Below are 26,500 nucleotides of genomic sequence, written 5' to 3'. Positions count from 1 at the left end.
TCCGTATTTTATAAGGCGGAATACCTTGTAGATACATTGTGACAGCTTCAATTTGTACTTCTTTTGAAAACATAGTAAAACCCCGTAAGTTTTGGAAATTACTCCAACTTACGGGGTTCAGTTCAGAACCGGGGTGGAAAAAAATGAATTTAAACCGACTGCGATTGAAAGGTTAAAGAGTAAGAGCTATGAGCATCCCACAGATTATTTTGGTGTGACGGTTGATCGATTATATGATCACTGACGCGAGATTCTAAATGCAAACAATTGTTCATGACTAGAGGATAACCTTCTAATAGGGTTCATTTTTAAATAACCCCTTACAGATATATTAAAACAGCTCCATTATCAAATTGCTAGATAATGGGACTGTTTTTATTAACGATATAATGAGCCTTAAAACGCAGGAATAGATTGAACGGTTAAGCGTTAATGAGTAGCTTGGACTATCTCGGAAAGTATGCTTGTTGATGCGTTTATAGAGCCATTTTCAACGCGTACAATTGTGGATTAAACTAGCAAATTCACGTTGGTTCAACACCAGAGTTTCACACAGGTCATCTACTTTCACTGTCACTTCTAATTTCATTTTTTTAGTATAAGAGCATTAAAAACTTTGAAAATATCCTGTATTAATTTTTGTAAGCATTATTAAACTATATTATCTAATAAGTGATATAACTAGAATATTTTAAAAGCAAAAAGGAGAATAGAAAATGGGAATTATTTGGACCTTAATAGTCGGTGCAATAATTGGAGCAGTAGTCGGAGTGCTTACTAGTCGAGGTGCTGCTATGGGTTGGATTAGCAATATACTTGCTGGATTAATTGGCTCATGGTTAGGCGAAAGTTTGTTAGGTAACTGGGGGCCTAGTCTTGCTGGCATGGCATTAGTGCCTTCTATCATAGGAGCAGTTATTCTAGTGAATATTGTTTCTTGGATCACAACTCGAATCAAACATTGAAATAAAAGGGGAATTTTGATCATAGCAAAATAAAAAGGATGATCCTAAATCTAATGATGAAGAAAATATTTTTGATCACCTCAATCAATACATTTTGAAAACAATGAAGATGGTGAGATTGAAAAACAAAAGAGTCAAGAGGCTTACCGGAAAAATCCTAATCTCGTGTTAGTGGCACGTGATGCTCAAAGTTTTCATCGTATGCAATCAACGTTTGATAACCCAGTCATTTTTACACCTGACATGGTTTTATATATGAAACCTGTTAACTGGAATTTCAATCGAAATGGGGCTTTATTCGTTTTACGGCATGATTCAGAAAAAGTTGTTAAAAAAAGTACGATTGACAATACGATTGACAATATAAAAGATATTTTAGGAAATGAACGCCCTATAAAAAGAGTTGATACCGTTCTAGACGAACCACAAAAGATAACACCTATTACTCGGGAGGCATTATTTGATTCAGAACTAGAACTATTCTCGCACCAAGAAATAATTATTACAGATCGCTGGCATGCAATGGTATTTTCCGTTCTAACAGGAACACCTTGCTTATTATTTGGAAATAGTTATGGAAAAGGAAAGCACGCTTACCTTGATTGGCTAGAGCATATCAACTGGGTTAGTTATACCGATAAGGAAGATAACGAGAGGATTAAACAACAAATAAACGCGGTCATGGAAGTCAAAACTCATGCTTATGATCTTATCCCTGATTTTAAATAGTTACATGATTTAATTGCACATAATCGGTAGGAAAAAGTCAACTTTTTGATAACATTTGTTGCATGAAAATCCTCCTCAAGTGTATGGATAAGACCTATACCATTTTTCGATACTACTTTAGATTAATTCTAAATTATGTTTATGGCAACTCTAAAAAGTGTTAAAATTCTTGTCAGAGGGGGAAATCACGATGAAAACCTATATGAACTATTTCTTTGATGAGCCAGCGTTTGATCTCCACGATGGCGGCTACGTGCCGCTTGAGGTCAGTGATGCGCCTGAGAAGCCCTTAAATGTGCCGCCGTTGTTGAAACCGGATAAAGAGACGGCGACCGACGTTTATTACACGGTGACAGCAGAGGCTGGGGAAACGCAACTGTTACCTGGGGCGAAGACCAAGACGTGGGGCTATAATACCAGTCTGTTAGGTCAGACGATTGTGTATCGCCGTGGTCAACATACGCATGTGACACTGAAAAACACCCTGCCTGAGTTGACCACTTTTCATTGGCATGGGGCTAATGTCAGTGGCCCTTATGTTGATGGCGGATGCCATGCGCCGGTTTATCCGGGTGAAAGTAAGCATATCGACTTCACATTGGAACAACCGGCGACGACTTTGTGGCTGCACGCGCATCCGTGCCCATCCACAGCCGAGCAGGTCTGGCATGGTTTGGCTGCCATGGTGATTGTCAAAGACGACCATGAAGTCAGCCTGCCATTGCCAAGGAACTATGGCGTTGACGATATTCCGGTCATTTTGCAAGACCGGCGTTTTCATGAGAACAACCAGTGGGACTACCGGGCTGATTATGATCCTGACGGTGTTGCTGGGCCAACTGCAATGATTAACGGTACAATCAATCCCTATTTTGATGTCACCACGCAAAAGGTCCGGTTGCGTTTTCTGGATGGTTCTAATCGCCGTGAATGGCGGTTGCATTTTTCCGATGACCTACCATTTACGCAAATTGGCGGGGATGGCTCACTGTTACCGGAGCCGGTCAAATTTACCCATTTGATGCTGACTTGTGCTGAGCGTGCCGAAGTGATTGTTGATTTTGGCCAATACCATGAAGGCGACGAGGTCACCTTATATACGGATGATGTGCCATTGCTAAAGTTCCGCATTCATGCGTTCAAACCGGATCAGACTACCTTGCCTGATAAGTTGTTCGATGTGAAGGCACCAGTGGTTGACCCGGCTTTGCCAGTTCGCCACGTTGTGATGCAGGGGATGGACGAAGGTGTTGCGATTGATGGAAAAAAGTTTGCCATGCAGCGGATTGATGCCACGCAACCAATTGGCAAATCCCAGTACTGGGATGTTACCAATAGCAATGATGCGCCTGGAATGGTTCATCCATTCCATGTGCATGGAACCCAATTCTTAGTCTTGTCGCGGAATGGGCATGCGCCGTATCCAAATGAACATGGTTTCAAAGATACCGTTGGCGTGAATCCTGGTGAAACGGTTCGGCTGCTGGTTCGCTTTGATTTGCCAGGGGTTTATATGTATCACTGCCATATCATTGAGCACGAAGATGGCGGAATGATGGCACAGATTGAAACATTCGATCCAGCCAAGCCAAAGCAAGAATATAAATTGATGGATATGGATACGTTAATGATGGCCTTGGCTAAAGAACGTGGCGTCAAACCATCTGAGATTTGGATGGGCGGTATGCAGTCTTATGAAAAAATGGGAATGAAAATGTAAACGTCCCACAATACTAATATAGAAAAAGATGGTTTTAATATGCACTCTCCAACGATCAAACATCGCGGGGCTTTTGTCGCCACGTTACTGACAGGCACCTTTTCGATGTCAATTTCTCAGTCTTCTTTAAGCACCGCTTATCCTGCTTTTATGAAAGCTTTTGGTTTAGGAGCGGATACAGTTGCTTGGCTGACAACCGGCTTTATGTTGGTGATGACCTTGATGATTCCGGTTAGCCCATGGCTGTTGCATAATGTTACTTTCCAACGGCTTTTCCAAGCGATTGAACTCATTTTTGCCATTGGGACAGGCTTATGTATCTGGGCACCGAGTTTTACCGTGCTCATGATTGGCCGGTTGCTTGAAGCGATTGCGGTCGGGATTATTTTCCCGAGTTTCCAGACCGTGTTGCTGACGATTACGCCGCATAGGGAGCGTGGTCGGGTGATGGGCACGGCGGGATTGGTCATGGGCTCAGCCTTGGCAGTCGGTCCGATTATTTCCGGTGTTTTGCTGACATGGTTCCCTTGGCAGACTTTATTCTTGTTCTTCTTGGTCGTTTCGCTGCTTGTGCTGGCCGTTTCAACGGTGACCATTGCGTCTGTCATGCCATTGCAACCGACGCAACTGGACTGGGTGTCCTTCCTTTTATCCGCAAGTTTTCCAATTCTACTTTATGCCTTGGGTGCTTTGTCGAAAAAAGGCTTAACTGTTGGCGTGGTTGGTTTGTTGATTTTAGGCGTTCTGGCAGCTGGTATTTTCGTTGTTCGGCAATTGAATCGCCAACCACCAATGTTGCAAATGCGAGTTTTTGCCACTGGTATGTTTACTAAAGCGATGTTTCTGACCGGAATTTCATACGTCGGTTTGATTGTCACCACTATCCTGATGCCGCTTTACTTTCAAACGCTACTTGGTTTGTCACCGTTGATTTCTGGCTTGTCCTTAGTGCCAGCTGCGGTGTTGCTGAGTATTTTGAATCCAATTAGTGGGCGCCTACTGGATCGCTTTGGACCGCGTGTCGTGGCCATGATTGGCATGTTGTTGATTACTGGCGGCTTTGGTCTGTTAGCAGTCTTTGCCCATCATTTACCGCTGATTTGGGCAATTATGTTGGCGATGGCGACTGAAGCCGGCAATGCCTTTGTGATGATGCCTTCAGTGACGGCTGGCGCGAATGCTTTGCCGAATGAGCTCGTGGCAGACGGCACTGCGGTTACAACGACGGCTCGTCAGTTATTCGGTTCTGCCGGTGTCATGTTCGCCACAGTGTTGTTGGATGGCATGCAAACCACGCTGCGAAGTCATGCTGGCGGTTTTGCTGTTACCTTCGCTGTGTTTGCTGGCGTGGGCCTGATTGGCTTGCTGTTGGCGTTGACGTTACCAAAGGAAGTCGCGAAGAAAGCGGTATAGCTGCGGATTCGTGCTTTACATCTACAAAAATGACCGCCTACCAAAAAGTAGACGGTCATTTTTGTTGCAACTAAGCATGCTTGACTGGGTACTTAGCCGCAAATGATCAGGAGAGAAGCATCGCGACTAGGAAAGGAGGGTAACACGGTTGCTTTAGTCAACAAAGACCAGTTCGATAGTTTCATCTTCCGGTTTGACGTTGACAGATAAATGACGATTAAGGTTGGCCACCAGTTTGCGTGCGAAGGCCATCTTCTCGTCGAATTCGGTCATGCGCGAAGTAATGCGAAGTAAACGGGACGCCTTGGTAATTAAAGTTTTCGCCGATATAGCCCGGATCAGTCACGTAGCGCAAGTTGTTTTCGTCGTGGCGACTGCCCGGTTTCAGGACGGTATCCAAATACTAATAGAGAATCGTTGGATCGTAGTTCAGCGGCTTATCAAGGGTCGTGGAAAGCTTGTAGTTGGTTGCTTGACCAGCGAATTGTTCGTTGATTTGGACTTGGGTAAGGCTTTGATACAATTTCAAAATGATCACTCCTCTTCTTTTCACTTTTAGTATAGCAGTTATGGTAGATTGTAAAATTAATCCGAACGCTGTTCGGACAAAAAAGATCAGCTTCCTTTAAAATGGTGTTTACCACAAACCCATCTTTTAGGAGATGGTCTTTTGTCTAGTATAACCTATTCCGAACGAATTAAAATCGAAACCTTTTGTGAACTAGGGCTGTCCAATATCCAAATGGGCGTTCGGCTGAACCGATCACCGTCAAAAATTTCTTATGAATTATCTCGATGTCAACCTTATCAGTCTGAATTAGCACAAACAGATGCCGAATACAAGCGATCACGATGTGGTCGGAAAACTAAGCTGAGCGATGAGTTAAAGCAAAAAAATTCTCACCCATTTACGTCTAAGCTGGTCACCAGGAGTGATTGCACACGAATTTAAACTAGCTACTAAATCTATTTATAATTGGCTAAATCAGGGGAGAATTGGTTTCTCCTTGAATGATCTACCTGAACATGGCGTACGCCAACGGCGTAACGTTGACCAACGATCCAAATATAATCAATCTTTGGGGCGATTAATTGAACAGCGTCCCATGATGATTAATCAACGTAATCGCATCGGCGATTTTGAACTAGATACAGTCGTTGGTCCTCGTGGGCATAGTGCTCCTATCCTAGTATTTGGTACATAAATTTCTGAACAGTTGTGCCATAATTAATAAAACAAGATAGGAGCATTCCAATGAAACGATATCAAGATGATTTTAAAGCCAGCATTGTGAAGATGCATCGTGAATAGAAAAGATCTATTCGCTCGCTTTCCGAGGAATACGGTGTTTCTCCAGCCGCAATTCATAACTGGGTTAAAGGCGCTAAATCAGTTGAGCTAGAAGACGGTACTGAAGTAACGTCCAAAGAATTCAAACAACTTCAAAAGGAAAATCAGCGATTAAAGGAGGAACTTGAAATTTTAAAAGCTGCGGCGGTGTTACTGGGAAAGCATTAGGACGAATTAATTGCTTTGTCTTCATAGAAGATCAGTTATTGCGACACCGCTTATCAATTATTCTTTCGGCACTGAAATTACCGCGCAGCACCTATTACCATTGGAAAAGATATCAACCTAGTCAACACGAACGTGTTGATAATCAGCTCAAAGAAAAAATTAAGTTGATTTGGGAAAATAATTTTAATTTATGTTTCACTATATTCCGTCGGGAGATTCTGGATTGAAGGATTACGGACCGACAGTTTAATGCTAACAGCAAACTTGTGAATGGCTCAAGTCCTGTCCATAGTCCTATTAATTGGCTCTATATTAACTTACATCTATCTCAAAAAATCTAAGGAGGAAGATTCACATGGAAGCATTACTTAATCTCTTACCACTACTATTACTACTAATTTGCCCTATCTCAATGATGTTTATGCATAAAGGGCACGGACATGCTGGGCATCATCATATGCATGGAGAAGATCATTCAAAACACACTGGTTCCGAAAATGATATAGCAAGTTTAAAAATCCAAACTGAGCAATTAAAGGAAGAAGTTGCTACTCTAAAGAACTTAGTTAAGGAGCGATGACAATGCAGTGATTATTACTTTTATTATGTCCGATAATGATGATATTTATGATGAGGGGTATGCACTCAGGATCGCATAATGAAAAAGATGACGAACAATTGAAACAGGATCTTGAAAATTTAAAAGAGCAAAATGATATCTTAAGTAGTGAACTAAGCTATTTGAAGTCAAGGTTAAAATAAGTTAAAGGAGTCGTGAGGTTCTGTTGCAAAGTTTTAAATCTACTATCAAATAAGGTAGAATAATAGAATGTGTAACAAACTAACATAACTAAATATCTATTATTTCGTTTATGGAGCAATTTAAAAAGGATTTTTTTTATGAATTTAATTTTAACCATTCTCTCTGCTTTAGGGTCTTTTATAGTAACCAATATCGATGACATTTTTGTCTTGATGTTGCTGTTCTCTCAGGCAAGTTCACAAGCTAAAGCAAGTAATGGACGAACGGTGAAGGGAAATCGTATTTATCCTAAAGATATAGTCATTGGTCAATATCTTGGTTTTGCACTTTTAGTTTTAATCAGTCTTTTAGCTACATTTGGAGTAACACTCATTCCTGATCAATGGGTGGGTTTATTAGGACTAATCCCGATCTATTTAGGAGTTAAACTGTTTATAAAGGGTGAAGATGAAGATGAAGGTGCTATTCTTTCTAGTTTTAATAAATTTAATAAGTTCTATTTAAGTGTAGCATTTATCACATTTGCCAATGGTGGAGACAATATTGGAATTTATGTTCCATTCTTTTCTACTTTAAATAACAACCAACTGGTCATTACAGTTGTTACTTTCTTTATAATGGTTGCGGTTTGGTGTTTAATCGGCTATCGTCTAGCAAGATTTAGATATGTTTCTGAAACACTTGAGAAATACGGCCGATGGGTTATTCCAATTGTGTTTATAGGATTAGGATTTTATATCATGGCAGAAAATAATATATTTTCTAACCTGTGGTCTGACTTCGTAAATTTAAATTCCTAATTAACCGTAATAGTTCAAAAATTTTATTGTTATATCCCCTTTCCTTTTAAAGTAATGAGTATAAATCTTTATAGAAAATAAACTTTGAGGTGACGACTTTGTATTGGATCATTATTCTTACACTAAGTATTGATCAGTTTGTTAAATATTTAGTTAGAAATTTTATGGACTACGGGCAATCCATTCCCATTATCAATGGTTTTTTCCAATTAACATCTCATCGAAATGCAGGTGCTGCTTGGGGAATTTTTTCAGGACAAAAAATATTCTTAATTAGCATTGCCATTATTGTTATAGTCGTTGGTCTTATTTATTCTCGTAAAGTAACTGATAAGCTAACGCGTATAGCCTTTGGCTTTTTTATCGGAGGTGCAATGGGAAATGTTATAGACCGTTTAATTTTTGGGGAAGTAACAGATATGTTCGAAGTTACATTTATTAATTATCCAATTTTTAATACTGCGGATGTATTTTTAGTTAGTGGAGCTATCTTATTTCTTATTAGTACTTATAAAGAGTCAAAATTAGAGGATAATCAAACTTAAAGATTTTTTTGTTTTTTGCAAATTTCAATCCCACGAATAACCAGCTATGTATGACGATTGTTGATAGGAAATAACAACAAAAAAGAAATAGCATGGTTATTATGGTTCTGTTGCAAAGTTTTAAATCTACTATCAAATAAGGTAGAATAATAGAAAAAGATAGCAGGAGGAATGACGATGAATCATTTTAAAGGAAAGCAATTTCAGCAGGATGTGATTATTGTAGCAGTGGGCTACTATCTTCGTTATAACCTTAGCTATCGTGAAGTTCAAGAAATCTTATATGATCGTGGCATTAACGTTTCTCATACGACGATTTATCGTTGGGTGCAAGAATATGGAAAACTACTCTATCAAATTTGGAAAAAGAAAAATAAAAAATCCTTTTATTCATGGAAAATGGATGAAACGTACATCAAAATTAAAGGAAAATGGCATTATTTGTATCGAGCCATCGATGCAGATGGTTTAACCTTGGATATTTGGTTACGTAAAAAACGGGACACACAAGCAGCCTATGCTTTTCTTAAGCGGTTAGTGAAGCAGTTTGATGAACCGAAGGTTGTAGTTACAGATAAAGCCCCCTCTATTACAAGTGCCTTTAAGAAAATAAAAGAATACGGCTTTTATCAAGGGACAGAACATCATACCATTAAATACCTGAATAATTTGATTGAACAAGACCACCGTCCAGTAAAGAGACGCAATAAATTCTATCGAAGTTTACGCACTGCCTCTACCACGATTAAAGGCATGGAAGCCATTCGAGGATTATATAAGAAAACCCGAAAAGAAGGCACTCTCTTCGGGTTTTCGGTCTGTACTGAAATCAAGGTAATATTGGGAATTCCAGCTGAAATCATAGATACCGTAAGGGATTTTATTCTTTATCTAAAACTTTGCAACAGAACCAGTCGTGACATAAGTTACCTAGTTACGCTCTCCAAAAAACAAGGAGCACTTGGAAATCATGAGATTTTTCGAGTGCTTCTTGTTTTTTTATTCATTTTGAGTAGTTCAAGTTCCTATTTTTGTCAATTTCATCATATTGATTGTCGTAATGAGTAAACCCGTCTGTTTGCTCTTATACTAAAAAAATGGACTATTTTTATTCAGTCCGTAAAATGAAAGTATAGGAGTATTTTTATGTCAATTCGTTATTCACAAGATTTTAAAGATTCACTGGTTAAACTTCACCAAGAAGGACGTTCGCTTAAATCATTGGCAGAGGAATCTGGACCTTCAAAAGATTCTATTGCTATTTGGGTCAAGCAAGCTACCCCAGTCATGATTCAGGGTCGGTCAAAGACGTTAAAGGATGTCAAGCAATTAGAAAAGCGTCTCGCTATTTTGGAGGAAGAAAACGAAATTTTATCACGCATAGCCTGACAGGCATTGAGCGGCCATCTTACTAGCCAAAAAATAGTCCGTAATGTGGGATTACCGCTAGTTAACCAATTTTTAGCACAAGCGCGTAGCCATTGTTGGGGCCTCCTTAGCGGTAATGATAATCCATTGAGTGGTTCATCTAATAGCTTTGTAAAAACTAGCCAGCCTCATTTTAAAGGGTCTTCGGAATATATAGTGGAATTACTTTCTTAATAGTTTAAAAACAACTGGTGTTTAAATCGGATTTTCTGGTGGGATGTTAGGATAATCAATAGTATTATATAAAAGTATCAATCACATACGAGTGATACTTTGGGAAAAAAATAAAATAGTCCAATTTACTTGAACGTGTACTATGGTACATGGTTTATAATATTCATGGGGTGAAATAAGATGATTTATCACATTAGTGAGTTTGCAGATAAATGTGGAGTTAATAAAGAAACGATCAGATATTACGAGCGAAAAAATTTATTACAAGAACCTCACCGAACGGAAGCTGGTTATCGGATATATTCATATGATGACGTTAAGCGTGTTGGGTTTATTAAACGAATACAGGAACTTGGTTTTTCTTTAAGCGAGATTTATAAATTACTTGGTGTTGTAGATAAAGATGAAGTTCGTTGTCAAGATATGTTCGAATTTGTTTCTAAAAAACAAAAGGAAGTGCAAAAACAAATAGAGGATTTAAAACGAATTGAAACTATGTTAGACGACTTAAAACAACGATGTCCAGATGAAAAGCAATTACATTCGTGTCCAATAATAGAAACATTAACATGAGAGATTAATTAACGAAAGGAGCTTTTTTATGAATAAATTTAAGGTAAACATTTCAGGAATGACTTGTACGGGTTGTGAAAAACACGTAGAATCAGCACTTGAAAAGATAGGTGCTAAAAATATTGAGTCTAGTTATCGTCGTGGTGAAGCAGTATTTGAACTGCCCGATGATATTGAGGTTGAAAGTGCAATAAAGGCGATTGCTGACGCAAACTATCACCCGGGCGAAGCAGAAGAATTTCAATCGGAACAAAAGACGAATTTATTGAAAAAATATCGGCTAAACGTTGAAGGAATGACCTGCACTGGTTGTGAAGAACATATTGCGGTTGCTCTTGAAAATGCAGGTGCAAAAGGGATTGAAGTAGACTTTCGTCGCGGAGAAGCACTGTTTGAACTACCGTGTGATGTAGACATTGATATCGCGAAAACAGCGATTACTGACGCACAATATCAACCGGGCGAAGCAGAAGAAATACAAGTGCAATCGGAAAAAAGGACAGATGTAAGTTTAAATGATGAAGGTAACTATGATTATGATTACATCATCATCGGTTCTGGTGGAGCTGCCTTTTCATCTGCCATTGAAGCCGTTACTTTGAACGCAAAAGTGGCTATGATTGAGCGTGGAACGGTGGGTGGAACTTGCGTTAATGTCGGATGCGTTCCTTCTAAGACCTTATTAAGAGCAGGGGAAATCAATCATCTAGCAAAAAATAATCCATTTGTGGGATTACACACTTCGGCTTCAAATGTTGATTTAGCGCTATTAGTAAAACAAAAGAATGATTTAGTAACCGAGATGCGAAATGAAAAATATGTGAATTTAATTGATGATTATGGTTTTGAATTAATAAAAGGTGAAGCAAAATTCGTAAACGAAAATACAGTTGAAGTAAATGGCAATCAAATCACAGCCAAAAGATTTTTAATAGCTACAGGTGCTTCTTCAACTGCACCTAATATTCCCGGATTAGATGAAGTAGATTATTTAACAAGCACTAGCTTATTGGAATTAAAGAAGGTTCCAAATCGTCTTACCGTAATTGGTTCAGGATATATCGGCATGGAATTAGGACAACTATTTCATAACCTCGGGTCAGAAGTCACTTTGATTCAAAGAAGCGAGCGTCTATTAAAAGAATACGATCCTGAAATTTCAGAAGCCATTACTAAGGCCTTAACAGAACAGGGAATTAATTTAGTAACAGGTGCAACCTATGAACGAGTTGAGCAAGATGGAGACATTAAAAAAGTTCATGTTGAGATAAATGGTAAAAAGCGAATTATTGAAGCAGAACAATTGCTAATTGCCACTGGAAGAAAACCAAATACAGAATCATTAAACTTACATGCAGCAGGCGTTGAAGTTGGTTCCCGTGGTGAAATTGTCATTGATGATTATCTTAAAACGACCAATTCCCGAATTTATTCAGCTGGAGATGTCACTCTCGGTCCCCAATTTGTTTATGTAGCTGCTTATGAAGGTGGACTTGCTGCTCGTAATGCAATCGGAGGACTAAATCAAAAGGTCAATTTAGAAGTGGTTCCAGGCGTTACGTTTACTTCTCCATCGATTGCAACGGTTGGTTTAACGGAGCAACAGGCAAAAGAAAAAGGATATGAAGTGAAAACATCGGTATTGCCGTTGGATGCTGTTCCAAGAGCGCTCGTTAATCGGGAAACAACAGGTGTTTTCAAATTAGTGGCAGACGCGAAAACATTGAAAGTGTTAGGGGCGCATGTAGTGGCAGAAAACGCAGGAGACGTAATTTATGCAGCAACATTAGCTGTGAAATTCGGTTTAACTGTTGGAGATCTGAGAGAAACGATGGCTCCATATCTAACAATGGCAGAAGGATTGAAGCTGGCTGTCCTAACTTTTGATAAAGATGTTTCGAAATTATCTTGCTGTGCAGGCTAAGGGAACTTTTTTACAACTCCCTATTCAAGTGAACCAGCTAATGCTTTAAGGGATTTTCTAAGTGCATTTGTGGTCACAAAAATAATTTAACACTGATGATTTCGACATCAAATCTATAATTGATACCTTAACACCGCAGAGTAATAAAGGATGAATAATATGTCAGACTTATTATCCCTACCAGACATTAAAACAATAGAGCCGCCACAAGAAAATGAAACCGATATGATGTTTAAAGTTGAAGCAGTCGGACCACCTGAACGTTGTCCTGAATGTGGTTTTGACAAGTTGTACAAACACAGTTCAAGAAATCAACTAATTATGGATTTGCCCATTCGTTTAAAGCGAGTGGGCTTACAATTGAACCGTAGACGATACAAGTGTCGTGAATGCGGATCTACCTTCTGGAACGCCTAATATCTGTAGATGAAAAGCGTAGTATGACCAAAAGGCTTTTAAAGTCCATTCAAGAGCAATCCATGTCTAAGACCTTTGTAGAAGTCGCAGAAAGCGTTGGTGTTGACGAGAAAACCATTAGGAACGTTTTTAAGGACTATGTGGCACTCAAAGAACGTGAATACCAGTTTGAAACTTCTAAGTGGCTTGGGATAGACGAGATACATATTATCCGTAGACCTCGGCTTGTATTGACTAATATTGAACGCAGGACTATTTATGACATCAAGCCTAACCGTAACAAGGAAACAGTCATCCAACGTCTTTCAGAAATCAGTGACAGGACTTACATTGAGTACGTCACAATGGATATGTGGAAGCCCTACAAAGACGCAGTGAACCCTATCCTTCCACACGCTAAAGTTGTCGTAGATAAGTTTCATGTAGTTAGAATGGCTAATCAAGCCTTAGATAACGTCAGGAAGTCTTTGAAAGTCCATATGAGCCAAAAAGAAAGACGTACCCTTATGCGTGAAAGGTTTATCCTTCTAAAGCGTAAACACGATTTAAATGAACGTGAATCATTCCTCTTAGATACTTGGTTAGGTAATCTTCCTGCTTTAAAAGAAGCCTATGAACTCAAAGAAGAGTTTTACTGGATATGGGATACTCCTGATCCAGATGAAGGTCATCTTCGTTATAGTCAATGGAGACACCGTTGTATGTCCAGCAACTCTAAAGACGCATATAAAGACCTCGTGAGAGCCGTAGACAACTGGCATGTCGAAATATTCAACTACTTTGATAAAAGGCTCACTAATGCTTATACGGAGTCAATTAACAGCATTATTAGGCAGGTAGAGCGAATGGGTAGAGGTTACTCGTTTGATGCCTTACGAGCCAAAATCCTTTTCAATGAGAAGCTCCATAAAAAGCGTAAGCCACGATTTAATTCAAGTGCTTTCAATAAAGCTATGTTATACGATACTTTCAATTGGTATGAAGTGAATGATCACGACATTACAGACAACTTTGGTGTCGATTTTTCCACACTTATTAAGAATTTGGAGAAGGGTGATTTATAAGCCCTTTTCCACCATAAAATCCGAATACCCATTTTAAATTAATGAATAATTTTAACGTGAAACTACAATAGTTACAAAATTTAGTGAATTGCCGGTGCGTATTACTATGATTTTTGGCGCATTATGCTACGATTAAATACATGGATAATTAAGAAGTTATTAAGCAATAAAGGTGAGCACTGGAGGTTAGCATGCAGACATTAATACAGACGTTTATAGATCGACGCGGGGATTTGCTGACTGCGCTATGGCAACACCTGGGGATTTCATTAGCATCATTAGTCATCGCAATGGTAATTGCGATTCCGTTGGCTATTTGGGTCGTTCGACGACCACGGTGGGCCGAGGGATTATTACAGCTCACGAGTGTCTTACAGACGATTCCGTCTTTGGCACTGTTAGGGTTATTGATTCCGTTAGTTGGGATTGGAACGGTGCCAGCAGTAATTGCGCTGGTGATCTATGCTTTACTGCCAATTTTTCAAAATACTTATTTGGGTATCTCAGAAATTGACGCCTCAATTGAAGAGGCCGCCGATGCCTTTGGGATGTCACGAATGCGTAAGTTGTTTAAAGTTGAACTACCCATTGCCCTACCACAGATCATTGCTGGGATTCGGACCGCGCTCGTCTTAATTATTGGGACGGCTACTTTGGCCGCTTTGATTGGTGCTGGGGGTCTCGGGACCTTTATCATGCTCGGTATTGACCGTAATGATACCTCGTTATTATTGATTGGGGCTATCTCATCAGCATTGTTAGCAATTCTGCTGAGTGCGCTCGTTCGGTGGTTTCAAACGGCTAAACCACGCCACGCCTTAATTGTCTTTGTCGGTATTTTAGCTTTACTAGGTGGTGGCGGGGCTTATAGTGTTTATGCCAATCGAGTTGAAACAATTACGATTGCAGGTAAACTCGGTTCTGAACCAGAAATCTTGATTAATATGTATAAGCAGCTGATTGAAGCTGAAGATGAGCATGTTCATGTGACGCTCAAGCCTAACTTTGGCAAGACCACGTTCTTATTCAGCGCGTTAAAGAATAATCAGGTTGATATTTATCCTGAATTTACTGGCTCGGTGCTGGAGACCTTAGTTAAGGGAAATAACCCAGCTGGTCAAACAGCTAACCAGACCTATCAGCTCGCCAAACAGCGCCTCGCTAAACAGGAACAAATGACTTACTTGAAGCCGATGCAGTATAACAATACGTACGCATTGGCAGTGACTAAGAAATTTCAACAAGAACATCATTTGAAGACAATCAGCGACTTAACGCAAGTTGAATCGATTCTGAAACCCGGAATGACCCTAGAGTTTATTGATCGTAATGATGGCTTAAAAGGAATCAAGAAGACATATGGGTTAGACGTGACTGCAAAGTCGATGGAGCCGGCGCTACGCTATGAAGCTATCAGTAAGGGGAAAATCAACTTGGTAGATGCCTATGCGACGGATAGTGAATTACGGCAGTATCACTTGGCCTTATTGAAGGATAACAAGCACTTCTTCCCAACGTATCAAGGGGCACCGTTGATGAAGACGAGCTTTGCCAACAAACATCCTAAGGTCGTTAAAGCGTTGAATAAGTTAGCAGGAAAGATTTCAGAAACTGATATGCAAGAAATGAACTATGAAGTCAATGTTAAGAAGCAGTCCGCTTCGACGGTTGCACATCGCTATCTTGTGAAGCACAGTTTATTGAAGGAGGGACGTTAAATGACAACGTCAATTGAATTTCAACACGTCCAGAAAGACTTTAATGGGCAGACCGTGATTCCCGACCTTAATTTAACGATTGACCAGGGTGAGCTATTTGTTTTGGTAGGGACTTCTGGGAGTGGCAAAACGACGTCACTTAAAATGATCAACTGCTTAGAGCCATTGACGGCTGGTAAAATCCTAGTTAATGGTACTGATACAACCACGATACCAGTCCGAAGTCTACGGTGGCAAATGGGGTATGTCTTACAGCAAATTGCCTTGTTCCCAACGATGACGGTGGCGCAAAATATCGCCGTGATTCCAGAAATGAAAGGGACAGCTAAGAAGAAAATTAATCAAACGATTGATGAGCTATTGGCGGAAGTTGGCCTCGATCCAAAGGAATACCGCGACCGAATGCCGTCAGAATTATCCGGTGGTGAGCAGCAACGCATCGGTATCTTACGGGCGATTGCGGCGCAACCAGATATTGTTTTGATGGATGAGCCATTTAGTGCGTTAGACCCCATCTCGCGGCAACAATTGCAAGACTTGGTCTTACGGCTACACGCCCGCTATCACAACACGATCGTCTTCGTGACGCATGATATGAATGAGGCGTTGAAGTTGGGTGACCGGATCGGTGTCATGCAACACGGTCAGTTAATACAAGTCGATACGCCGGCTGCTCTGGCTCAGCATCCAGTGAACGACTTTGTGCGGAACTTCTTTGGCGCGAGCCGAGCTAAAAATGTCTATGATGTCTACGTTGGGCGTGTAGGGCTTATTCAGGGTTATTTCACAGAAAAACCCAGTGTTGCGAGTGGTCGGATTCAATCGTTAGACGTTCAAGCCACGTTACGCACCGCCTTTACGGCATTGACAGATCACGATTATGTGGCGGTCACGGAAGAAAATCGGGTTGTTGGCTATTTGGATAGCCAACGAATCGTGGCTTACTTGAGTCAACATGAAGAAGTATCTTAATCGTCAATTAAGGATGAATCAGTTACACTAGGTTGTGATAATTGATGGTCGCTAATGAATTTAAGGAGGAATTTCGAATGGCGGAACAGTACGATGTTGTTGTGATTGGTGGCGGACCAGCCGGCAATGCCATGGCTAGCGGATTAAAGGCTCAGGGCAAGATAGTGTTGATCGTTGAAGCGGATCTGTGGGGCGGCACTTGTCCTAACCGCGGTTGTGACCCTAAGAAAATCCTATTAAGTGCCGTCGAAGCGCGACAAGCAGCGCAACATTTACAAGGGCAGGGCCTGATTGGTGCGCCCAAAATTGATTGGCCAGCACTGATGGCGCATAAACGAGGCTATACGGATGGCATCAACGATGGGACGTTGAATGGACTAAAGGGGCAAGATATTGCGACGTTACATGGTCAAGCGCACTTTCAATCCGACAATCAGTTAGCGGTCGGGGATCGAGTAGTCAGTGCGACTGATTACGTGATTGCCACTGGTCAGCGTCCGGCGGTTCTACCGATTACCGGGAACGAATACTTTAAGACGAGCACTGACTTCTTAGATTTGGACCAGATGCCTAAACGCGTGACATTCGTAGGTGGTGGCTACGTAGGATTTGAATTGGCGACGATTGCGAATGCCGCTGGCGCTGATGTGCACGTGATTCATCATAATGACCGCCCGTTAAAAGCTTTTGATGCAGATTTGGTTAAGGATTTGATGGCCGCAATGACGGCTGATGGAATCACGTTTGACTTGAATACGGATGTCCAAGCAATTACTAAAACGGCGACCGGTCTACAATTGACAGCTGATAATTTCGAGCTGACAACGGATCTGGTCATCAGCTCAGCGGGACGGATTCCGAACGCGGACCAGTTAGGTCTAGCCAACGTGGGCGTTACCTTTGATCGGCATGGGATTCAAGTCAACGATCATTTGCAGACGGCCAACCCGCACATTTATGCCATTGGGGATGTCAGCGATACACCGGTACCGAAGTTAACGCCAGTTGCAGGTTTTGAAGCGCGTTATCTGGTCGGTGAGTTGACGCATCCCAGCGCAGCCATAAAGTATCCCGTTGTGCCAACGCAGGTTTTTGCAGCGCCCAAGTTAGCGCAAGTGGGGATCAGCGCGGCCGCGGCGACTGAGCATCCAGATGAGTATCGTGTCAATACACTTGATATGACGAAGTGGTTCACTTATTACCGCTTTGGCGCACAACAAGCCCAAGCTAAAGTAGTGGTTGCTAAAGCGAGTGGGCAGGTTGTGGGTGCTACCCTTCTAAGTGATGTTGCCGACGAGATGATTAACTACTTCACGTTGTTAATTGAAAAACACGTGACTTTACCAGATTTACAACGGTTGGTATTGGCTTACCCAACGCCGGCTAGTGACTTACAATATTTGTATTAATGTGTGGTTGAATTAAATCAACGTCCTCGCAAAGTGTTAAACTATGAAACCCCATATGAAGTATTTTTTGACAAACCGTTGCACTTAGTTTGACAATTCGTCGAACACAAAAAAGAGTATCCTGGTTATTTATTCTCTGAAACAGAGAATAAAGATATTTTTTTAAAATACTCAATTAGCAAAATCATAGAGAAACATGATGCACAATTGAACAGCGATAGTCTTTGGAATAACCCTGAAATAAAAGCGCTACAAGGAGTTACGCCCCAAATGATTCTTACAACTAATTATGATCTTTTATTAGAGAAGGTTTTTCGCAGTATGATTCATATATAGGCCAAGATTCAATAAAGAGTAATCTAAATGGATCTGGTGTAAACAGTGTGAGAGATGACCATCTAACCAGCTATTGATCCTATGTTGAAGGTTATGCAGCTAACGATGCTTCTAATTCGTCCACGACTGAGAACCCGATGAGACTTAACTCTCGTCGCGTTCTTTTGCGTATTGCGTGAACAATTTCCACACCGCTCAACGTTGCACTAGCGGTTCGAATGCTTTGAAATCTTGCTGAGCGGACACGATGACGTTTAATGAATCGGTGGTCCTGTTCAATCAAATTATTTCGATATTTGGAACATTGGTGGGCTGATTTGCTAAAATAGTCTTGCTTTATCAGGTGCTTCACTGCTTTCAGTGTTGCCCGATATTGATCAGTGACTAATCGATCAGGCCGACCATTGGTCGTCAAGAGACGCTTCAAAAAGTGATAGGATGCGGTATAATCGCGGTGTTTTCGTAGCTCAAAATCCATGGTCAAACCGTTACTGTCAATAGCGCGATACAAATAGGCCCAACGGCCTTTAACTCGAATATAGGTCTCATCGATTCGCCAACTTTTAGCGTGAGCTGTTCGATGCCGACGCCATAGAGCCTTAAAGATGGGGCCATAGTGATGAACCCAACGCATGACCGTGGTGTGATGAACAGTGATACCCCGATCCCGAAGCAATTCAACGATGTCACGATAGCTGAGACTGAATCTGAAATAGTAGCCAACGGCTACTAAGATGATGTCCTTTTGAAAGTGGCGTCCCTTAAAGTGATTCATGCGCGCAATTCCTCGTTTCTTGGCACCCAGTATACTAAAATCAAGTCAGCGAGGAAAATTTGCACCAAAACCATATTAAAAAGAGGCCATAACTTAACAGTTATGGCCTCTTTTTTGATACTGTATAATTAAAGGGTTAGAACCGTGTCATTACTTAATGACATAAGCAAGGAGACAAAAAGATGAAATATGGCTATGCGCGGGTCAGTACCACTGATCAAAAATTAGCAAATCAAATTGAGTTACTAAAATTGGCAGGAGCAGAAAAAATCTTTCAGGAAAAGTTTACCGGCACAACTACTGAACGACCGGAGTTTCAAAAACTGTTGCGCGCTCTAAAAACAGGTGATACTTTGATTGTCACTAAGCTGGATCGGTTTGCGCGGAACACGCGCGAGGCATTAGACATTATCCAAGAGTTGTTTAAAGAAAATGTCAAAGTCAACATTTTGAATATGGACTTAATTGACAATACGCCGACTGGCCAATTAGTCTTTACAATATTTAGCGCCTTTGCGCAGTTTGAACGCGATATGATTGTCACGCGCACACAAGAAGGTAAATTGTATGCCAAGCAACATGATCCGTTGTTTCGGGAAGGGCGACCGAAAATGTATTCTGATGAACAAATCAGATTTGCTTATGAGCTGCGAAAACAAGGCATGACCTACAAGATGATTGAACGAAAGACGGGGATTAGTAAACGCACGCAGCAGCGACGGTTTAAGTTAATTCAGAAACCAAGTGATACTTCTAAAATCTAAGACAGGTGAAAGATCATGAAAAAGGATATTTTAAATTATTTCCTATTTTGACTGATTTTTAATAATCGTGTGATGTCCCTAATAGTTTGATTTTTACCGTGTATAGTAAAGTGTGGTTCTGTTGCGAAGTTTGAAAATCAAACGCGCCCTCTCTGAACTCCAAATATCTTAGGCTGTTATTCCCATTAATACCTTGATTTCAGTAGACACCGAAAACAGTAGACACCGAAAAGCCGAAGAGCGTTCCATTTCTTCGGTTCTTTTTATATATTCCTCGAATGGTCTCCATGCCCTTAATCGTGGAAGAGGCTGTACGGAGGCTTTGATAAAATTTATTTCGTCGTTTAATAGGTCGATAGTCTTGTTCTATTAAATTGTTAAGATACTTCACAGTTCGGTGCTCTGTCTTAGTATATAAACCCACACTCTGTAACTTTCTAAAGGCGGAGCCAAGAGAAGGTGCTTTATCGGTCACAATTACTTTCGGCTCACCAAACTGTTTATGGAGTCGTTTTAAGAAAGCATAGGCTGCTTGCGTATCCCGTTTCTTTCGTAACCAGATATCTAAGGTTAAGCCGTCCGCATCAATTGCACGATAAAGATAATGCCAACGTCCCTTAATTTTGATATAGGTTTCGTCCATTTTCCATGAATAGAAGGATTGTCTATTTTTCTTCTTCCAAAGATAATAGAGGACTTTGCTGTACTCTTGCACCCAACGATAAATCGTAGTATGATAAACATTTATTCCACGATCATATAACAATTCCTGAACTTCACGATAGCTTAGATTGTAACGCAGGTAGTAACTAACAGCGACAATAATGACGTCTTTTTTGAATTGTTTGCCTTTAAAATGATTCATTACTCTGTCCTCTCTGTCTCTTTTCTCACTTTTACACTAAAATAGATTTTTGGGAAAACTTTGCAACAGAACCAATGATACCAAGGCAGAGTTACGATAATTAATTTTATCGTAACTTTTTTTGTATGAAAACGCATTTTTACACATGTCTAAATTTAAACTGTTGTAAAAATAAATATGTGGAGATAGAATAGTTTATCGAGAAAAACATTTTTGGAGGGAATAAATGAAATATGATTTGACGAAAAAATCAACCAAAGGAGCGCAAAGAACTTTAAGAGCATTTTCGGATGCGATGTATAAGCTACTAGCGGAAAAATCGTATGACGATATTAGCATTAATGAAATTTGTAAGATTAGTAATTTTCCGCGGGCAACTTTCTATAACTATTTTGAAGATAAAAAAGATTTATTGAATTATTGTTGGTTATTATTCAAAGAAGAAAGCAATATTGAGCAGTATCATGACGTTGCTGACGAAAATCTTCAAGAATATATATTGGGTCAAATCTTTGAGGCCATGGATCAGCATCGGGAACTATTAACTCAATTAGCAAAGCATAATGCTAATAATAGTTCGATTGTGAGCAGCATTTATGAGTACTTTAAAAACGAGGCTATTACGATTTTAAAGCAAGATCTAAAAAATCAAACTTCGAAAGTACCACTAGAATTAGTAGCAAAGCATTATAGTAATACGATTTTGTTGGTACTTAAGTGGATTTTCATCGAAAATCATCCATTGTCTAAGAGAGAAGCGATGGAATATGTTGATGAGTTACTAGGGAAATAAGCATTAAGAGAAGAGTGAATTGATTAATTATAGATAGGAGAGAAGAGTATGAGTAAGTATATCAAACAAAACATTGCCAAGTTTGTGACTTGGATTATCGTTTTGATTTTAGGAATCGTAATGTTACCTAATATTTCTAGCTTAGTAGCTGAAAAAGGTCAAACCAAAATTCCGGATACGACTAAAAGCCAAGTTGCTAAAACCATCCAAAAAGATTGGGGCCACAAAATTAGCAATACGCGCCAGGTCGTTTTGGTCTTTAATAATGGTGACCAAGCCTTAACCCATAAGCAAAAAGATCGTATTAATGACACTATTGATAAAATCAAAGATAATAAATCTAAGTATGATATTAAAGGAGTTACTGCTCCTAACGATAGTGAGACAACTAAGAAGCAATTAATTTCAAAAGATAAATCAACCCAGATAGTGCAACTAGATGTAGGTAAGCGGGATTCAGTGCGGAAGATGAATCAAAAGCTGGTTAAAGACGTTAAGACGAGCGGAGTGAAAACTTACGTAACTGGTAGTGATATCTTAAATGATGATTTCTCGGTAGCCATTGAAGAGGGTCTTAAAAAGACTGAAGTTATTGCCATCGTCTTCATTTTGATTGTGCTAATTCTAGTCTTCCGCTCCCCAATTGTTCCTTTAATTTCTTTAGGAACTGTTGGACTATCTTTCATCGTCGCTTTATCAGCAGTGATGAATTTAGCTAAATATACAGGATTTACGATTTCAAACTTTACCCAAGTTTTCATGGTCGTTGTTATGTTTGGAATCGGGACGGATTACAATATCTTACTCTATAACCAATTCAAGAATGATTTGATTGAGGGAATGGATAAAGAAACTGCCACGAAGCATTCACTTAAGGTGGCAGGGAAAACGATTCTTTATTCAGGAAGTACCGTTCTATTAGGATTCTTGACTTTAGCATTGGCTAAGTTTTCCATTTACCGTTCGGCAACGGGGGTTGGAATTGGGGTTGCTATTTTACTACTAGCATTATTGACCGTTAACCCCTTCTTTATGTCACTACTCGGGAATAAGGTATTCTGGCCTAGTCATAATTCAAAAGAATCAAATCACAGTAAGTTGTGGGATTGGCTTTCAGGACACTCAGCTAAAAATCCATTGATTGCTTTAGGCATCATCGTAATTTTAGCAATTCCAATGCTGTTAACTTATAACAATAAACTTAATTATGATACAGTCGTTGAACTACCAGCTAATTATTCTGCTAAGCAAGGATTTAAGACGGTGCAAAAGCACTTTAGCAAAGGAACAGCGGAACCTACTACCATCTATATCAAGAGCAGTCACAAGCTTGATAATGAAAGTGATTTAAGAGTTATTGATAACTTAACCAACCAAATTAAAGGTATTGATGGAATCAAGACGGTTGCATCAGTTACTCAACCAGATGGCGATAAGTTAGATCAGCTTTATGTTAATGATCAATTGAAGATGTTGACTTCCCAAACAAGCAAGGCTCAAGCGGGCTTAAAAGAACTTCAAAAAGGTTTAACTGGTGGAGATTTTGATGCTAGTCAACTTGAAGATATCGGTGCTAAAGCGACCTTAATTGGGCAAGAGTTGAAGAGTATCCAATCAACTAGTGGTAGCTCTGTAAGTGGTCAACAATTGATGACGGCCTTACAACAAAAGATGGCAGCGGCTGGTCAACCATTATCACAAACACAAATGACGATTCTTTCTGGAGCAGCTAGCCAAGAAATGGCTTCAGTAAGTTCAATGCAAACTCGCCTTCAAGCAATTGCCACTTATACCCAAGCAATCGGTAATGATGCTCAAACTCTTGGAAATGAACTTAAGGGACAACAACAAAAAATGGCAACCGCTGGTGGCAGCGTTGGTAAACTAAATGACGGGCTATCTGAATCCAATAATTACTTGAAAGAACTTCAAGATTCATCTGCATCTAACACATTATTTGTGCCTAAAGCAGTGTTAGAAAGTGATACATTTAAAGATTCAGAAGATGTCTACTTATCTTCAAATAAAAAGGCCGCTAAGATCACGGTGGTCTTAGATTCAGATCCATTAACTGCTAAGTCGATTAAAAAAGTTGAAATTCTGCAAACGATGATTAACAACAATATCAAGGGAACCTCATTGAAGAAAGCTTCCGTTTCGATTGGCGGTCAGACTTCTGAAACTTCTGATACATCAAGTATTGCTAATCAAGATTTCTTACGTAGTGCAGTAATTATGTTAGTTGGCATTACACTTGCATTGATGTTAGTAACGCGCTCTATCTTACAACCATTCTATATCATTGCTTCATTGCTACTAGCATACGTAGGTGGACTAGGAATTACACGCTTTATTAGTAGTACATTCCTTGGGGAAAATCTATTAGGATGGAATGTACCTTTCTTCACCTTTGTAATGTTGGTTGCCCTTGGAGTAGATTACAGTATCTTCTTGATGATGAAGTACCGTGAATTTGGTAACGAGGATGCTGGAGATCGAATTGTTAAATCAGCAGGAATTATTGGAACGGTGGTAATTTCAGCTGCAATTATCCTAGGGGGAACATTTGCTGCCTTAATTCCAGCAGGAGTTCTGACCTTGACACAAGTTGCTGTTGGGGTAATTAGTGGTCTGGTTATACTAGTCTTCTTAATTCCAGCAATGAATAGTAGTTTAATTCGTTTAACTTATCCAAGAAAAAATTAATCATAAAGTCGTAACTCAATTTGGGGTTACGGCTTTTGGTTCTGTTGCGAAGTTTGAAAATCAAACGCGCCCTCTCTGAACTCCAAATATCTTAGGCTGTTATTCCCATTAATACCTTGATTTCAGTAGACACCGAAAACAGTAGACACCGAAAAGCCGAAGAGCGTTCCATTTCTTCGGTTCTTTTTATATATTCCTCGAATGGTCTCCATGCCCTTAATCGTGGAAGAGGCTGTACGGAGACTTTGATAAAATTTATTTCGTCGTTTAATAGGTCGATAGCCTTGTTCTATTAAATTGTTAAGATACTTCACAGTTCGGTGCTCTGTCTTAGTATATAAACCCACACTCTGTAACTTTCTAAAGGCGGAGCCAAGAGAAGGTGCTTTATCGGTCACAATTACTTTCGGCTCACCAAACTGTTTATGGAGTCGTTTTAAGAAAGCATAGGCTGCTTGCGTATCCCGTTTCTTTCGTAACCAGGGGAATAATGTCAATACCTTGGAGTGGTTTTTAGATAGCCCCGCGAGGGGCCGGAGCTACCCCGAAAGTTTAATCAAAAAGAATAAACGAGGTCCAGGCAATCATCGCCCGGACCTCGTTTGTTTTCTATAATTTATTTTCGGATTCAATCATGTGAGAATCATAGTTGTCAATTTTCCACTGTAAATAATCACGGGCATCAACAATTTCTTTTACCTTTTCGTTAATCGTATTAATTGCTTCGCCTAGAATGTCTTTACGGGCTGGAATGGTAGTCGGGTCGTCTTCGAACACGGCGCTGATGTCAAGATTATGGACAGGCTTTTTTGGCACCGAGAGGTACCGCACTCCGAAAATTTTTCAAAACCCGGATTTCAGCTTAAAACGGCGTGATTTCTGGGTGTTTTTGTAGGTGGAATAGGGCCGAGCCCTACCGGTGAGAGAAAACAGGTGGTATAGATTGTGAACCAGCCGGATTTCACAAGTTGTATCGTGCAACAAATAAGCCTTCACAAGGCGAATTTTTGAAATTCACAAGTGACGGCTTATAAACGGCGTCGTACCGGCTAGTGCCGATAACCGGCATTATGTTAAGCAGCAAGTGGTATAGCTGCCGGACGGGTCTTCGTAGATATTCTGGTGGTGTTCCACCAGTAGTCATAGCGGTGCGCTCCTGCAATAATCGCATTGATTGACCAACTTAAGCGACGTGGGTTGAAGAATTCTGATTTGAAAAATGAGTGATAGTTTTCGATGATTGTGTTGTGCTCGGGATGCCCCGGTGAGCTGAATGAGTGCATGAGGCCATAAAATGAGACGGTATCTTCGTATTCCTCACTGATGAAGTGGGAACCGTTATCCGAGTGCAAAATGATTGATGTTTCGGCGTTGAGAATCGATTTAGGAATTTGACGCATAGCTGTTTGAAGTGCTCGTTTAGTTAAATCAGATGTCATATCATAGCCAACGACGGCACCAATGACATCACCGGTAAACCAGTCTAGAACGCTGGCTTTATAGAGTTTCTGCTTATCTGGCATCACCAGGTAAGTTACATCGGTTGTGAGAACTTGGTATGGTCGTTCAATGATAATGTCTTTAACCAGATTGTCGCGTTCAACAACTGGACGGCCGCGATTTCCTTTATAAGACTGAGTGATAACAGACCTATATTCAATCTTCTGCATCAAGCGATGAACACGGTGTTCACCGGTATGTATGTCATATTGATCGGCCAATTCCTGCACCATACGCTTAATTCCGTAGGAATTATTGAACTCGTGCGCGTCAACGATTTCTTGAATTTTCTCGATTATCAGAGCGTCTTGTAAATCGTGTTCTGTGGGCGATTTTGGAGCTTTGTGCGAATAAAAAGTGCTTGAGGGCACATTCATGACCGCAAGCAACTTGGTTTGAGAATATTTCGCATTTTCAGACATATCGACGACGGCGCGCTCCGCTAAACTCATCGTCGGTTGGATTTTTTTATCTGTTCACGTGAGTATTTGTCCATTAAAGTGGATTGAAGTCAATATTTGAGACAGGTTTTAAGAGACATTCAGAACCGCGTTTACCTTCCACAGCTCAAATAAATCATTAATCGTGATTAATAACTTATTTGAACCATGGAAAGCATTAAATCAGG

At 40.2% G+C, this 26,500-nt stretch carries 18 protein-coding genes and 10 pseudogenes; 22 read left to right on the top strand and 6 right to left on the bottom strand.

The annotated features are described in order from the left end of the window. The first annotated feature begins 716 nt into the window (after positions 1–716). The 4 genes and pseudogenes from NGR58_RS07015 (at position 717) to NGR58_RS07000 (ending at position 4,827) form a co-directional block, all read left to right on the top strand. Entirely contained in the window at positions 717–965 is a 249-nt protein-coding gene (locus tag NGR58_RS07015; RefSeq protein WP_258088861.1) for a GlsB/YeaQ/YmgE family stress response membrane protein, read from the top strand. A gap of 78 nt (positions 966–1,043) precedes the next feature. Then, a pseudogene (locus NGR58_RS07010) lies at positions 1,044–1,694 on the top strand (polysaccharide pyruvyl transferase family protein); the annotation flags it as partial. Between the two features lie 190 nt (positions 1,695–1,884). Next, a complete protein-coding gene (locus tag NGR58_RS07005; RefSeq protein WP_075269762.1) occupies positions 1,885–3,414 on the top strand; it encodes a multicopper oxidase family protein in 1,530 nt (509 codons plus the stop codon). Between the two features lie 39 nt (positions 3,415–3,453). Then, positions 3,454–4,827: an MFS transporter gene (locus tag NGR58_RS07000; protein WP_115470859.1), complete on the top strand. Its 1,374-nt coding sequence runs from the start codon at positions 3,454–3,456 to the stop codon at positions 4,825–4,827. 153 nt (positions 4,828–4,980) lie between these two features. On the opposite strand, the pseudogene NGR58_RS06995 reads toward NGR58_RS07000, so the two are convergent. Continuing rightward, a pseudogene (locus NGR58_RS06995) lies at positions 4,981–5,356 on the bottom strand (hypothetical protein). A 141-nt stretch (positions 5,357–5,497) separates the two neighbouring features. Here NGR58_RS06995 and NGR58_RS06990 point away from each other — a divergent pair. The 15 genes and pseudogenes from NGR58_RS06990 to NGR58_RS06920 all read left to right on the top strand — a co-directional run. Beyond that, positions 5,498–6,020: pseudogene (locus tag NGR58_RS06990) on the top strand (IS30 family transposase); the annotation flags it as partial. A 62-nt stretch (positions 6,021–6,082) separates the two neighbouring features. Next, positions 6,083–6,531 (top strand): annotated as a pseudogene (locus NGR58_RS06985) (transposase); the annotation flags it as partial. Beyond that, positions 6,515–6,718, top strand: a pseudogene (locus NGR58_RS06980) (prolipoprotein diacylglyceryl transferase family protein); the annotation flags it as partial. The pseudogenes NGR58_RS06985 and NGR58_RS06980, both read left to right, overlap by 17 nt. Next, complete coding sequence (locus NGR58_RS06975; protein ID WP_002307648.1) at positions 6,702–6,926, top strand: DUF2933 domain-containing protein; 225 nt, start codon at positions 6,702–6,704, stop codon at positions 6,924–6,926. The pseudogene NGR58_RS06980 and the gene NGR58_RS06975, both read left to right, overlap by 17 nt. 20 nt (positions 6,927–6,946) lie before the next feature. Next, positions 6,947–7,108 (top strand): annotated as a pseudogene (locus NGR58_RS06970) (DUF2933 domain-containing protein); the annotation flags it as partial. Between the two features lie 138 nt (positions 7,109–7,246). After that, positions 7,247–7,909 (top strand): CadD family cadmium resistance transporter, encoded by a 663-nt coding sequence (locus NGR58_RS06965; protein WP_075269747.1) that lies wholly within the window; start codon positions 7,247–7,249, stop codon positions 7,907–7,909. 98 nt (positions 7,910–8,007) lie between these two features. Next, positions 8,008–8,454 (top strand): signal peptidase II, encoded by a 447-nt coding sequence (gene lspA, locus NGR58_RS06960; protein WP_048729591.1) that lies wholly within the window; start codon positions 8,008–8,010, stop codon positions 8,452–8,454. 177 nt (positions 8,455–8,631) lie between these two features. Continuing rightward, a pseudogene (locus tag NGR58_RS06955) lies at positions 8,632–9,309 on the top strand (IS6 family transposase); the annotation flags it as partial. A 291-nt stretch (positions 9,310–9,600) separates the two neighbouring features. Next, positions 9,601–9,843: a transposase gene (locus tag NGR58_RS06950; RefSeq protein ID WP_075269746.1), complete on the top strand. Its 243-nt coding sequence runs from the start codon at positions 9,601–9,603 to the stop codon at positions 9,841–9,843. Between the two features lie 393 nt (positions 9,844–10,236). Then, positions 10,237–10,629 carry an Hg(II)-responsive transcriptional regulator gene (gene merR, locus NGR58_RS06945; RefSeq protein WP_115471603.1) on the top strand — a complete coding sequence of 131 codons (393 nt, stop codon included), beginning with the start codon at positions 10,237–10,239 and terminating at the stop codon, positions 10,627–10,629. Positions 10,630–10,657: 28 nt separating this feature from the next. Beyond that, positions 10,658–12,553 carry a mercury(II) reductase gene (gene merA, locus NGR58_RS06940; RefSeq protein WP_258088860.1) on the top strand — a complete coding sequence of 632 codons (1,896 nt, stop codon included), beginning with the start codon at positions 10,658–10,660 and terminating at the stop codon, positions 12,551–12,553. A 159-nt stretch (positions 12,554–12,712) separates the two neighbouring features. Then, positions 12,713–14,034, top strand: a pseudogene (locus NGR58_RS06935) (ISL3 family transposase). 191 nt (positions 14,035–14,225) lie between these two features. Further along, positions 14,226–15,752 (top strand): ABC transporter permease/substrate-binding protein, encoded by a 1,527-nt coding sequence (locus tag NGR58_RS06930; RefSeq protein WP_137600993.1) that lies wholly within the window; start codon positions 14,226–14,228, stop codon positions 15,750–15,752. Then, entirely contained in the window at positions 15,753–16,724 is a 972-nt protein-coding gene (locus NGR58_RS06925) for an ABC transporter ATP-binding protein (RefSeq protein ID WP_258088859.1), read from the top strand. It abuts the gene before it with no gap. 77 nt (positions 16,725–16,801) lie between these two features. Continuing rightward, positions 16,802–18,133 (top strand): dihydrolipoyl dehydrogenase family protein, encoded by a 1,332-nt coding sequence (locus NGR58_RS06920; protein WP_206213568.1) that lies wholly within the window; start codon positions 16,802–16,804, stop codon positions 18,131–18,133. Positions 18,134–18,560: 427 nt separating this feature from the next. Here NGR58_RS06920 and NGR58_RS06915 read toward each other — a convergent pair whose 3' ends face one another. Continuing rightward, positions 18,561–19,244: an IS6 family transposase gene (locus NGR58_RS06915; protein WP_258088858.1), complete on the bottom strand. Its 684-nt coding sequence runs from the start codon at positions 19,242–19,244 to the stop codon at positions 18,561–18,563. Between the two features lie 182 nt (positions 19,245–19,426). Between NGR58_RS06915 and NGR58_RS06910 the strand changes: the two genes are divergently transcribed. Then, a complete protein-coding gene (locus NGR58_RS06910; protein ID WP_258088857.1) occupies positions 19,427–20,008 on the top strand; it encodes a recombinase family protein in 582 nt (193 codons plus the stop codon). Positions 20,009–20,176: 168 nt separating this feature from the next. Here NGR58_RS06910 and NGR58_RS06905 read toward each other — a convergent pair. Further along, positions 20,177–20,873 (bottom strand): annotated as a pseudogene (locus NGR58_RS06905) (IS6 family transposase). A gap of 226 nt (positions 20,874–21,099) precedes the next feature. Between NGR58_RS06905 and NGR58_RS06900 the strand changes: the two are divergent. Continuing rightward, complete coding sequence (locus NGR58_RS06900; RefSeq protein ID WP_014123534.1) at positions 21,100–21,666, top strand: TetR/AcrR family transcriptional regulator; 567 nt, start codon at positions 21,100–21,102, stop codon at positions 21,664–21,666. 48 nt (positions 21,667–21,714) lie between these two features. Continuing rightward, the gene (locus NGR58_RS06895; protein WP_258088856.1) at positions 21,715–24,372 is read left to right on the top strand and encodes an MMPL family transporter; all 2,658 of its coding nucleotides are present in this window, start codon (positions 21,715–21,717) and stop codon (positions 24,370–24,372) included. A gap of 91 nt (positions 24,373–24,463) precedes the next feature. On the opposite strand, the pseudogene NGR58_RS06890 reads toward NGR58_RS06895, so the two are convergent. The 3 genes and pseudogenes from NGR58_RS06890 to NGR58_RS06880 all read right to left on the bottom strand — a co-directional run. Beyond that, positions 24,464–24,869: pseudogene (locus NGR58_RS06890) on the bottom strand (DDE-type integrase/transposase/recombinase); the annotation flags it as partial. A gap of 112 nt (positions 24,870–24,981) precedes the next feature. Further along, entirely contained in the window at positions 24,982–25,149 is a 168-nt protein-coding gene (locus tag NGR58_RS06885; protein WP_258088855.1) for a MerR family transcriptional regulator, read from the bottom strand. A gap of 296 nt (positions 25,150–25,445) precedes the next feature. Beyond that, complete coding sequence (locus NGR58_RS06880) at positions 25,446–26,294, bottom strand: IS3 family transposase (RefSeq protein ID WP_165207307.1); 849 nt, start codon at positions 26,292–26,294, stop codon at positions 25,446–25,448. Positions 26,295–26,500 lie beyond the last annotated feature (206 nt).

Source organism: Weissella fangxianensis (assembly GCF_024718545.1).
Lineage (GTDB): Bacteria > Bacillota > Bacilli > Lactobacillales > Lactobacillaceae > Weissella > Weissella fangxianensis.
This window is presented reverse-complemented; position numbering and strand designations above follow the sequence as displayed.

What these genes read in the sequence shown, in the direction of transcription:
- NGR58_RS06925 (WP_258088859.1), top strand. Translation starts at nt 15,753, where the DNA reads ATGACAACGTCAATTGAATTTCAACACGTCCAGAAAGACTTTAATGGG.
- NGR58_RS06975 (WP_002307648.1), top strand. Translation starts at nt 6,702, where the DNA reads ATGGAAGCATTACTTAATCTCTTACCACTACTATTACTACTAATTTGC.
- merA (WP_258088860.1), top strand. Translation starts at nt 10,658, where the DNA reads ATGAATAAATTTAAGGTAAACATTTCAGGAATGACTTGTACGGGTTGT.
- NGR58_RS06965 (WP_075269747.1), top strand. Translation starts at nt 7,247, where the DNA reads ATGAATTTAATTTTAACCATTCTCTCTGCTTTAGGGTCTTTTATAGTA.
- NGR58_RS07015 (WP_258088861.1), top strand. Translation starts at nt 717, where the DNA reads ATGGGAATTATTTGGACCTTAATAGTCGGTGCAATAATTGGAGCAGTA.
- NGR58_RS06910 (WP_258088857.1), top strand. Translation starts at nt 19,427, where the DNA reads ATGAAATATGGCTATGCGCGGGTCAGTACCACTGATCAAAAATTAGCA.
- NGR58_RS07005 (WP_075269762.1), top strand. Translation starts at nt 1,885, where the DNA reads ATGAAAACCTATATGAACTATTTCTTTGATGAGCCAGCGTTTGATCTC.
- NGR58_RS06920 (WP_206213568.1), top strand. Translation starts at nt 16,802, where the DNA reads ATGGCGGAACAGTACGATGTTGTTGTGATTGGTGGCGGACCAGCCGGC.
- NGR58_RS07000 (WP_115470859.1), top strand. Translation starts at nt 3,454, where the DNA reads ATGCACTCTCCAACGATCAAACATCGCGGGGCTTTTGTCGCCACGTTA.
- NGR58_RS06915 (WP_258088858.1), bottom strand. Translation starts at nt 19,244, where the DNA reads ATGAATCACTTTAAGGGACGCCACTTTCAAAAGGACATCATCTTAGTA.
- NGR58_RS06880 (WP_165207307.1), bottom strand. Translation starts at nt 26,294, where the DNA reads ATGTCTGAAAATGCGAAATATTCTCAAACCAAGTTGCTTGCGGTCATG.
- NGR58_RS06950 (WP_075269746.1), top strand. Translation starts at nt 9,601, where the DNA reads ATGTCAATTCGTTATTCACAAGATTTTAAAGATTCACTGGTTAAACTT.
- NGR58_RS06900 (WP_014123534.1), top strand. Translation starts at nt 21,100, where the DNA reads ATGAAATATGATTTGACGAAAAAATCAACCAAAGGAGCGCAAAGAACT.
- NGR58_RS06895 (WP_258088856.1), top strand. Translation starts at nt 21,715, where the DNA reads ATGAGTAAGTATATCAAACAAAACATTGCCAAGTTTGTGACTTGGATT.
- merR (WP_115471603.1), top strand. Translation starts at nt 10,237, where the DNA reads ATGATTTATCACATTAGTGAGTTTGCAGATAAATGTGGAGTTAATAAA.
- NGR58_RS06930 (WP_137600993.1), top strand. Translation starts at nt 14,226, where the DNA reads ATGCAGACATTAATACAGACGTTTATAGATCGACGCGGGGATTTGCTG.